Source organism: Paraburkholderia podalyriae (genome assembly GCF_014397785.1).
Classification (GTDB): Bacteria; Pseudomonadota; Gammaproteobacteria; order Burkholderiales; family Burkholderiaceae; genus Paraburkholderia; species Paraburkholderia podalyriae.
The window spans coordinates 1-2,060 of the sequence record NZ_VZQQ01000197.1 but is presented as its reverse complement, the minus strand read 5'-3'; the positions used below and the strand labels follow the sequence as shown (position 1 = coordinate 2,060).

Sequence of the window (2,060 nt, the reverse complement as noted above, 5' to 3'; positions counted from 1 at the left end):
CCGACCGCGTGCTACGCATGCATTTCATTCGCCATTCGAGGTGTTCGAACGTATGCTCGCAACCGCTTCCATAACTTCAGCTTCCGTTCATTAACCCGCTGTTGCGCTTCACCTTTGAAACCGCCCTACATAAACAACTTGGGCAAACCCGCAACATGCGGGGCCTATGCCAAACAGCTGCAACTCCCTGAGGTGCCGAAGCCCATTGCCGTGTAGCCAGCAACTTAGCATTCCACAAAACATAACAAATCGACCTAAATGAAACTTATTTGCGGCGCAGCAACATTAACTTAACGGATGTCGGCGACCGTTGAGATGCTACCAGGAATTGATAGATCGTGAGCAGGTGCAGAGGATTCCTTTTCTATTGCAATGACAGTCCGACTTTCTTACCCCTCGCTACAGTCTCCACTTCTCGACAATTTAGGATTTGGCCTGCTAAGCGCGGGATGATTCTCGCCCCCAGTCGCATACACGCCCTCCCCGGGGAGCGCATCATGCCGTCGTCCTCGATCTTCCTCTCTACCTTCGCTGCCCTGCTCGACCCAATCCCAAAGGGACCAGTACGCCGGAGGTTCAGCAAGGTAAAAGCGCCACAATCAGGTGCTCATCGCTCTTGCCCGACGACGCTGCGACGTTCTGTTCGCCATGCGCGACGGTACCCGCTCCCCGCCAAAATCCACCCCCGCTTGACGAATCACATACCCCCCGTTTTGACAGAGATCTGGCTCGCAAAGCGCGTTCAGATGCGCTAAACTGAACTCACAGATTAAGGAGTGGTAGTTCAGTTGGTTAGAATACCGGCCTGTCACGCCGGGGGTCGCGGGTTCGAGTCCCGTCCACTCCGCCAACATCACCAAAGGCGAATCTTCATTCGCCTTTTTATTTGGGCCGTTGCGCCGCACAGATCAATTACGAACACGAAATTACGAACACGACATAGAGCCAGCCCTGCTGCGTCGTCCGTAACTTCACGCTCCAGCACCTTGAGGCGTTCGCGTTCTGACGTGGCATTGCCTTCGCCCTCGCCGCTATCGGCTTCATTCGCTTGACCCCACCCCCACCAGCATCTGGCTTGCAACTGATCCTGGGCGCCATGGATTCGATTGCCGCCCACTGTGGCGGGTACTCGTCGCAATCCTCTCGCGCCATGCGCACTGCACGCTCACGGACTTCAACAGAAAACTCGTTTCGACTTTTCATGGCTCCGTTTTTTCTAAAGTTGGAGCCTCCACCAAAATCGAGGCGGTTCAGATCCCTCATCCTTCAGCGTGAGTGACAACACATTCATGACCAATTCCTCATAGCTGATCCCAACCGCGCGGGCGGCCTTCGGCGGCAGCGAGTGATCGGTCATTCCAGGCGCCGTATTCACTTCAAGGAAGTACGGATTGCCCTCACCGTCCAGCACGAAGTCGGCGCGGCCCCAATCGCTGCAGCCAAGCACCTCAAACGCGCGGCACGCGAGCGCCTTCAGGCGCATCTCCTGCGACGATGCCAGTCCGCACGGAATCAGGTATTGCGTCGTGTCGGAGATGTACTTCGCATCGTAGTCGTAGAACTCGCCCCCGGCACGATGAGGATGACTGGCAAATCGAGATCACCCGCGATGCGTGCAGTGTATTCACCGCCGCCTTCGATGCTTTTCTCGACCAGCACTATCATGTCGAACTTTGCCGCTTGCGCGATCACCTCAGACAATGCCTCGGCCGCTTTTACCTTGATCACCGCGACGCTCGAGCCTTCGCTCGCCGGCTTCACAAAAAGCGACAGGCCGAGTTGCGCGACGATCACCCGCGCGCGCGTATCGTAACCGTCGCCGCGCATCACAGCGTCGAACGGCGGGATTGGAATGCCCGACTGCTGACACACGAGTTTTGCGCGAAACTTGTCGAGCCCGAGTGCAGAACCGAGTACACCGCTACTCGTATAACCGTAAGCGGTAATTTCGGCTCATCTGGAACCTGCGGGTGAGAGGGAACAAGATTGCGTCCGCAGCTTACACATTGCGGACGCAACTTATGACTGACCTACAAACTGACTTTGACTTCCTGCCCCTG

General features: G+C 56.4%; 1 tRNA gene and 3 pseudogenes. 2 read left to right on the top strand and 2 right to left on the bottom strand.

What is annotated here, in order from left to right:
- Window positions 1-509: 509 nt before the first annotated feature.
- Together F6X42_RS45100 and F6X42_RS42435 are read left to right on the top strand one after the other, a co-directional pair.
- Window positions 510-693: pseudogene (locus F6X42_RS45100) on the top strand (IS110 family transposase); the annotation flags it as partial.
- A gap of 80 nt (window positions 694-773) precedes the next feature.
- A tRNA-Asp gene (locus F6X42_RS42435) sits at window positions 774-850 on the top strand.
- A 220-nt stretch (window positions 851-1,070) separates the two neighbouring features.
- Here the strand turns inward: F6X42_RS42435 and F6X42_RS46280 are convergent.
- Window positions 1,071-1,203, bottom strand: a pseudogene (locus F6X42_RS46280) (IS3 family transposase); the annotation flags it as partial.
- Window positions 1,204-1,216: 13 nt separating this feature from the next.
- Window positions 1,217-1,932 (bottom strand): annotated as a pseudogene (locus F6X42_RS42430) (D-alanine--D-alanine ligase); the annotation flags it as partial.
- Window positions 1,933-2,060: the final 128 nt, after the last annotated feature.